The 8,048-nt window shown below is 42.9% G+C and carries 7 protein-coding genes; 5 read left to right on the top strand and 2 right to left on the bottom strand.

Annotated features, from left to right (window positions below):
- Positions 1-611: 611 nt before the first annotated feature.
- Positions 612-944: a hypothetical protein gene (locus tag BM003_RS16090; RefSeq protein WP_093674667.1), complete on the top strand. Its 333-nt coding sequence runs from the start codon at positions 612-614 to the stop codon at positions 942-944.
- Positions 945-1,033: 89 nt separating this feature from the next.
- On the opposite strand, the gene BM003_RS17755 is transcribed toward BM003_RS16090, so the two are convergent.
- Complete coding sequence (locus BM003_RS17755) at positions 1,034-1,204, bottom strand: hypothetical protein (protein ID WP_177184840.1); 171 nt, start codon at positions 1,202-1,204, stop codon at positions 1,034-1,036.
- Positions 1,205-1,447: 243 nt separating this feature from the next.
- Here BM003_RS17755 and BM003_RS16085 point away from each other — a divergent pair, with 243 nt between their 5' ends.
- A complete protein-coding gene (locus BM003_RS16085) occupies positions 1,448-2,143 on the top strand; it encodes a DUF3298 and DUF4163 domain-containing protein (protein WP_093674666.1) in 696 nt (231 codons plus the stop codon).
- Positions 2,144-2,511: 368 nt separating this feature from the next.
- On the opposite strand, the gene BM003_RS16080 is transcribed toward BM003_RS16085, so the two are convergent.
- Positions 2,512-4,269 (bottom strand): SH3 domain-containing protein, encoded by a 1,758-nt coding sequence (locus BM003_RS16080; protein ID WP_093674665.1) that lies wholly within the window; start codon positions 4,267-4,269, stop codon positions 2,512-2,514.
- Between the two features lie 408 nt (positions 4,270-4,677).
- Here BM003_RS16080 and BM003_RS16075 point away from each other — a divergent pair, with 408 nt between their 5' ends.
- The 3 genes from BM003_RS16075 to BM003_RS16065 all read left to right on the top strand — a co-directional run bounded on the left by BM003_RS16075 (position 4,678) and on the right by BM003_RS16065 (position 8,031).
- Positions 4,678-5,337, top strand: coding sequence for a potassium channel family protein (locus tag BM003_RS16075; protein WP_093674664.1), 660 nt, complete (start codon positions 4,678-4,680; stop codon positions 5,335-5,337).
- A 24-nt stretch (positions 5,338-5,361) separates the two neighbouring features.
- Complete coding sequence (locus tag BM003_RS16070) at positions 5,362-6,690, top strand: TrkH family potassium uptake protein (protein ID WP_093674669.1); 1,329 nt, start codon at positions 5,362-5,364, stop codon at positions 6,688-6,690.
- Positions 6,691-6,873: 183 nt separating this feature from the next.
- Positions 6,874-8,031, top strand: a complete 1,158-nt coding sequence (locus BM003_RS16065; RefSeq protein ID WP_093674668.1) for a cation:proton antiporter — start codon at positions 6,874-6,876, stop codon at positions 8,029-8,031.
- Positions 8,032-8,048: the final 17 nt, after the last annotated feature.

The following is an 8,048-nucleotide window of genomic DNA, read 5'->3' as shown; positions in this document are numbered from 1 at the left end:
CGACGCCGGATTCCTTAGAATCTCCAAGAAATAATTGATGCAGAAGTTGTTCATTTAGAGTAATCTGTAATTGAGCCATCCCTGAGTCTCTCCTTTAGAATTTGGTTTTAGACAACTCTATTCTAACTGAGATGATGGGCTCCGGCTCATTTTCTATGAAAAAAATGAGGGAGCAGAGAAGACGAATCCCGCTGTTTTTCCGGAGGGTGGGCCGGCCCACCCTCCGGAAAAACAGAACGCACGCCCGTCGATTCCTCTTATTCAGATAACCCTTTTTACACAATTATACGGTCTCAACTTGAATGATTTACCCCTCATTGGATGATCCCCTAATAAAAATTTGAATGTTTCCAAACAATCGTTATGAATAGTTTACCATACACAGAACATGGGAAAACTCACATGACACTGCACAATTTGGTATTCAATAAATAATAGTGATTATTGAATATTTTGATAAAATAAATGACATACTATAGATGCTTTTTCCCTAATCCTCCAGTTTCCCCATACATTGCTGTGGGGATTTTTTTTGCGAATTAATCATTTCTTAAGATTCCATTGCTATGCTAGAGAATGTTTTTTAACTATGGGGGAAAGGGGGAGTTAACATGACGGTTTCTTTAGGCAACAATTTACTCAATTACTTATCGCAAATTAATCAATCAAATTCCGGTACGACCACGAGCAGCACAGACAAAAAGGAATTATCATCTGAATTTGCACAACTGCTTGCTTCTTCATTAATGAACGATTCATCGTCTCAAATGTTTAGCACCTTGTCATTGTCTGGAAGTGATTCAGCAAGTACCGATTCCGATGATGCGAACAGTATCGCGAATATCTCGAATCAGGGTACAAATTCTGTAGAGGACTTGTTATGGAGCCTTCTATCATCGTCGGCAAACGCCAACACGAGTACTGTATCTGGCAGCTCAATCTGAAAAATGAACTGCCGCGAGAAAACAGCGGCAAAAAGCTCTCTGCATTTTGCCCAGCAGAGAGCTTTTTGTATGGTGGTGTGTTTCATGCATTAGCCTTGTGGACTAAACGTTCCACTCATATTCTGAGCAGTTTTCCCCATTTGATCCATTGGCTTTTTCATCCATTTAGGCATATTTTGCTGGTTGTTTCTCATCATGAAGAATGCTGCTGTTGCTCCGCATCCTGCTAAAAAAGACCAGAAAGCATGACCATTTCCCATTGTTTTTTCATCTCCTCAAATGTTTGGTACCTCATTATCTTGAGTCAATTAAAGAAAAAGATGTCATGAAAATACAGGAAATGGTCAACGAACAATGGGCATTACTGCTTATTCTCTGCTTAAAAAACTGAAACTTGTGTCGGTAGGATGGGCAAAAACAGAAATGAAAACGATTTATTTTAAGTGCGTTCATAGCTTGACCTTGGTAGGACATACTAAGCGAAAAGCGAGGAGGCACTTAACATGAATAAAAAATGGTTTGTATGCTTAACGATTTGCCTCAGTCTCTTGTCAAGTTTGCTGTTTACCTCATATTCCAAAGCGAATGCATGTCCTCCGGTACAGTACAAAATCCACCGGCTATCCGAAGGCATTTACTATCCGGTGATTACTTCAGGAATTGAAGACCGGCAAATCATGGATCAGATGAATCGAACCTTTCGCCATCATGCTGATGCAGTGCTGAAAACAGATAAGAAGTATAAAGAACAGTATGCGCATGATCAGCTGATTAGCGCGGCGGGGCCATATTATGCCCATACTCAGCCGACAGTGCGTTTCAATAATAATTGTCTGCTCAGCGTGTCGTTTCTCGATGAATCCTATACAGGCGGTGCCCATGGGATGCATTATGAAAAAGTATACAATTTCGATACGCGCAGCGGGAGACAATATCAGCTGAAGGACATCATCCGCAACAAGCAGGAACTCAAGAAAGTAAATGCGTATCTGAAAAAACAAATGACTGAGCTAAAAAATGAGGGACGCTATGATTTCTTTCTCGACGCGTTCAAGAGCGTTGATTTAAAGAATGGACAATTCTATTTCTATGAGCATGGCATCGTGATCGTTTTCCAGGAATATGAAGTCGCACCCTATTCGAATGGGATTATTCATCTCAAAGTGCCTTACCACGTGTTCATCAAAGATCGTGAATAGTGTGAGAACCCTTACATGTATTTGGAAATTTTGCCGAAATTGATGATCCTCTAGAAAAGTACGTTATGCTTTAACTGTTCAATTAAATTGTGTTTGTTTAACTTCCCCCTGTTATACATCTTTTGAAGCCCTTGCGAGAGGGTTTATTTTTTTGCGTACGTTGGTTGGAATCAATTATGAAAAACATTAAGCATTTTGTTAATCAATTATTAATAATTCCCCTGTAGTATAAAGGATGTTAAATCAATGAAACATTGTTTAACCTCCCCTTTTTATATAGCAACAACTTCTGAGCGCCCGATTGCAGGCGCTCCTTTTTTTGCAAAAAAAAAAGACCTTCGGAAGGAGGGCCTTGGATGAAATCAACATTACACTGCATTTGGATCATAATAAGAAACATTGAGATCTACTGCACCGTTAATCCCATTGACAGAACCGTTACTTGAATACTGCCAAATATCGACTTGAAAATCAGCACCAGTACCGTTATTCGTATCTTGACCACGGTAGCGCGCGATCCACACGAGTAATCTAGGATTGCCCTGAGGCTGCTCAATTAGAGATGAGTTAATGTAGGACTTATAGAAACTTAAACCTGAATAGATCCCTAATTTGTTAAATCCTCTTGCTCGCATTTCTTTTAGAAATGCATTGGTGTTGTTACTTAGATTCGTTTTGATATCATTTTGAATACCATTAGTTGTTTCAACATCAACAAAGACATAATCAATATTTGCTCCATTAGCAATTGCGGCGTTGAGAATATCTGCAAAATGATCAGCTTCAATAATCGCATCATTAACACTGTTTGCCCTGAAAAAGTGATAGGCATGAACTTTTAGTCCTACCTCAGTTGCTTTTTTTGCATTTGAACTAAATGTATAATCTGTCCACTGTTGATCTGAAGTTTCACCTTGAGTATTTTTTTGCTTAACAGTACTCTGAGTTTCGCCTTCAGTTGCTTTAACAATAACAAAACTGTTTCCTGAATTTTTAATTGCATTAAAATCAATAATTCCGCCATTGTTTTCATTTTGGTAATGTGAAATATCAATGCCATAAGCACCTGAAGGAGGATTAAATCGATTCAGATCAGTTGTTAGGTTATCTTTATAGATGAAACCTTCTTTACCATCACTAGATCGTACTTTCATCCAATTACCATTTTGACCAATAATTGTAACAGCTGTTTTCTCTCTTAAAGTTGTGACGACACCTGAGTTAGAATCAGGACCTTGATACATCTTTAATTGATCATAACCAATATACGCAATGAAATTCGCTACTGGTGAATAATCGAGTTGCACTGGTTGCGGTGCTGATGCCCCCGGTTGTGCGGATGCAGCAGGCTGCGGTTCAGGTGCTGGTTGCGATTGGGCAGGTGCCGGTGCCGGTTGTGGTGCAGGCTGCGGTGCCGGTGCAACACTTGCTACAGGCGGAGTGCCTTTTTTAATGTATTGGGCTTTGACGAAGCCTGTTTTGTTTCCGTATTTCACTCGGTACCAGCCACCGCTGTATCCGGATACCGTAACTTTGTACCGTTTGTGCAGGTATTTGACATGCTTATACTTGGTGCCGGGTCCTTTGCGCATATTTAGCGTACTCGCTGTGACATAGGCTTTGTAGGAGCTGATCGTGGACTTTAGCCACTTTTTCTGTACATAGCCACGTTTACCACCGGAGTAAATATAGGCGTAGCCGTTTTTCTGGCCGATAACTGTAATTTTGGTATTCATGTAAACAGTGCGGATGGTTTTGTATTTGCTGCTTGCTTTGTTGCGGATTTTAAGAGAATAGGATTTGACATAGGCTTTATAGGAGGTGAACTTTGCCCGCACGATTTTCTTTGCGTTTTTATTATATATGTAGCGGGTTTTTCCTTTGAAGCTGATTTTATACCAGCTGCCTTTGCTTCCTTTGACCGTGACTGAAGTGTTTCTGTAGAGTGTGCCGATGGAGCGGTATTTCTTTCCGGGACCTGTGTAGACCTTTGCTTTGCTGACGGTGACGCGCGCTTGGAACGCGGACGCCGCTTGAGCCGTATCTCCGAATGGCGCGATGAGGCTGCCTATCGCCAGTGAGAAAAATACAAGCGTGACGGCTAAAATTTTTACTGCTTTATTCACTTTTTTCCTCTCCCTAATTGCAGATTACCGACAGGATGAACCTCCTTTCTTTTAAATAAGACAAACTTCCCTAGTAATCTAATTATCGGGGCTAGAGTGCTAGATTTCAAGAGCTGGGGAAGGATTGGCAGGAATTTAACATAACTTAACAAAATGGAAATAATGTGTGCGGTGGTTGACAACATAGTGGGTTTCTGAGTAATCTAAGGGTAGCGAATACGAAAACAATGGTAGAGCCCGTTATCAGGGCTCCATTTTTTTAACTTGAAAAAGATAATTGGATGAAGGCAAATGATTGATTTTCCGAATGGTCCGATAATGATCGTTCATTTACATGGAGTAAGAAATGTATGGGCACTTATGGTCACAGTGTGGTCATGTATTTTTATTTTCTAATAAGGACAGATTATGATGAACAAACAATTTGCGGTTATTGGTCTCGGTCAACTTGGCTCAAGCGTCAGCGTCGAGCTGAGCAATATGGGTTGCGAGGTTCTGGCGATCGATATTGATTTGGATAAAGTAAATGATTACTCGGATGTCGTGACGCAGGCGGTTCAGGCGGATTCAACGGATGAGAAGGTGCTGCATGCGCTCGGTATCCGCAACTTCGATCATGTGATTGTTGCAATCGGGCGCAACATTCAGGCGAGCATCCTGACGACGCTGCTGCTGAAGGAATCGGGCGTGAAGGAGATCTGGGCGAAGGCTCAGAATGACTATCACGAGAAAATTCTGAGGAAGCTTGGCGCGGATAAGATCATCCGTCCGGAGGTTGAAATCGGCTACCGGATTGCTCATCTGGCGACAGCGAATAAGATTCTCGACTACATCGAGTTGTCGAAGGACTACAGTATTATTGAAATTGAAGTAACGGATCGTTTGATTGGCAAGTCGATCATGGAAATCGATGTGCGCGCGAATTACGGATGCAACGTGATCGCGATCCGCCGTAATCGTTCTGTTATTGTCCGCAACATTGGTGAGTTGAAGCTGGAATGTGATGATGTCTTGTTGATCATCGGGAAAAGTGAGGATCTTGAACGGTTTGAGAAAGAAGGAGTCTGACGGATGGCTTGGTTCAGAAACAAGATGGCGCAGCTTGATATCAGGCCTTTTACGTTTAATCCGCCATTACTGTTAGTTCTTATATTCTTCACATTTGTGGTCATTGGCGGTTGCCTGCTTAAGCTGCCGATGGCAACGGTGCACTCGATTTCGTGGATCGACGCGTTTTTTATTTCTACTTCTGCGGCGACCGTGACCGGACTTGCACCGATTGATCCCGGTACGACGTTCACGGTATTTGGTGAGACGGTGATCATGCTTCTGATCCAAGTCGGAGGGCTCGGCGTCATGTCTTTTGCCGTCTTTTTTGTTATACTTCTTGGCCGAAAGATTTCGATTCGGCAACGGCAATTGATGCAGGAGGCGCTTAATCAGCCTTCGTTTGGCGGGGTCATTCGGCTTGTGATATGGCTGCTCGTCTTCTCTGTTACGATTGAATGTGTGGCTGCTCTTCTGCTTTCAATCCGGATGGTACCTGAATTCGGTTGGGGCAAAGGTCTATTTTACAGCATTTTTCATGCAGTCAGCGCTTTTAACAATGCTGGATTTGCTTTGTTTTCGGATAACTTGATCCGATATGTTGGTGATCCGTTGATCAATCTAACCATCTCCGGATTGATCATCACAGGAGGACTTGGCTTTACGGTTCTCGCCGAGTTGCTTTCTGAGCGGAAATTCCGAAAAATGTCGCTGCATTCACGGATGATGATTATTGGAACAATCGCTCTGAATGTAATTGCGATTACAGGCATTCTGCTCCTTGAGTGGCACAACGCGCAGACACTGGGAAAGCTCCCACTCGGCGAAAAATTATGGGCAGGCTATTTTCAAGGAATCACGCCGCGAACTGCCGGTTTTAATACAATTGATTACAGCAGCATGACAACGCCAGGCATTTTATTGACGATTTTTTTGATGTTTGTCGGCGCAGGCAGTACATCAACAGGCGGTGGAATTAAACTGACAACGTTTATTGTGCTGCTTGCAGAGATTTTCAGCTTCCTAAAAAGAAAACCGGAAGTGGAAATTGGTAAAAGAACCATTGGACGGCACATCGTGGCACGTGCGTTGACCATTGTGCTGATTTCATTGATACTTGTATTTGTCTCCGTTTTTATCCTGTCGATCACCGAACAAACGTCACTTGAACGAATTCTGTTTGAAGTCGTGTCCGCTTTTGGTACCGTAGGTTTGTCAATGGGATTGACGTCTCATCTAACCGTCTATGGAAAACTTGTGATCATGTTCGTTATGTTTTTTGGGAAAATTGGTCCGCTCACGATGGCATTTTCTTTTTCAAAACGCACGAAAGCGAAGATTAGGTATCCGGATGAAGATATTTTTACCGGTTGAGTGCCTAAGCCCAGCTACGGATATTTCTTAACGTGAGAAGAAAGATCCCAGCATTATTATATTCTATAATAGTTGACAATAAAGCTGGTTATTGAGTAACCTTAACATAAAGTGAATAAAAAACGTTTTTTGGTGGAGCCTGTCATTGATGGGCTCCCTTTTGCTTTTTTGTGGAAAGAAGGGATGAGAATGGAATTTATTATTCAATTAGCACTTATTATTGCAGCTACAAAAATTGCTGGTCATGTAAGTGTTCATTTGGGGCAGCCATCGGTTCTTGGGGAACTGATCGTAGGTATTCTAATTGGTCCGGCTTTACTCGGCTGGGTACCGGATTCTGAATTGATTCATGTCTTTAGTGAAATTGGCGTACTTATGCTCATGTTTATCGCAGGTTTGGAGACAGATCTGGAAGGTCTGAGAAACAGTGCGCGTTCTTCATCGGCGGTGGCGCTTGGCGGCGTGATTCTTCCACTCGGGTTCGGTTATCTTACGGGCGTGTTCCTTGGCATGGATACAAGTCACGCGGTTTTTCTTGGACTGACCTTGTCAGCCACATCGGTAAGTATTTCCGTACAGACGCTGAAGGAGTTAGGAAAGCTCCAATCAAAAGAAAGCATGACGCTGCTTGGTGCGGCCGTGCTCGATGATGTTCTCGTGATTGTTCTTCTGGCCTTCTCCATGAGTTTCTTTGGTGATTCAAATACATCAATTTGGTTGGTTATTGGTGAAAAAGTCTTTTTCTTTGCCACGGCAGTCCTTGTCGCATGGAAGGGCGTTCCGTGGATCGTTCGATTATGCGGACGATTAAAAGTTGCCGAACCGGTGATTTCCCTTGCTCTGGTGCTTTGTTTTATTTTTGCGTGGTATGCAGATCTTCTTGGTGTGGCGGGAATCATTGGCTCATTTATTGCCGGCACAGCCCTTGCACAGACATCATTCAAAGAAACCATTGAGCGAAAGATCGAGCCGGTGGCTTACAGTCTCTTTGTTCCCGCCTTTTTTGTCAGCATTGGACTAAAAGTAACATTCAATGGAATCTTTGACCAATTGTGGTTCATTGTCGGTGTGACGCTGATCGCCATATTGACCAAATTTATCGGTTCCGGTGCCGGCGCGTGGCTGACCGGTTTTTCACCGTTGTCTTCATGCCGCATCGGCTCCGGTATGATTTCAAGGGGCGAGGTGGCGCTCATACTCGCCTCGATCGGCATTGAGGCTCATCTGCTGGCTCAGAAGTACTTTACCCCGCTGATCCTTGTTGTTATTTTGACAACACTAATTACCCCGCCTCTTCTGAAGTTTTTGTTTGAAAAAAAAGAGGCGCCGGCGCGCACATGAATAGCGGCCGGAATAGC

This window comes from Sporolactobacillus nakayamae, from assembly GCF_900113325.1.
Classification (GTDB): Bacteria; Bacillota; Bacilli; order Bacillales; family Sporolactobacillaceae; genus Sporolactobacillus; species Sporolactobacillus nakayamae.
Note: the sequence above shows the minus strand (reverse complement) of the source record. Positions and strands in the feature narration are given on the sequence as shown.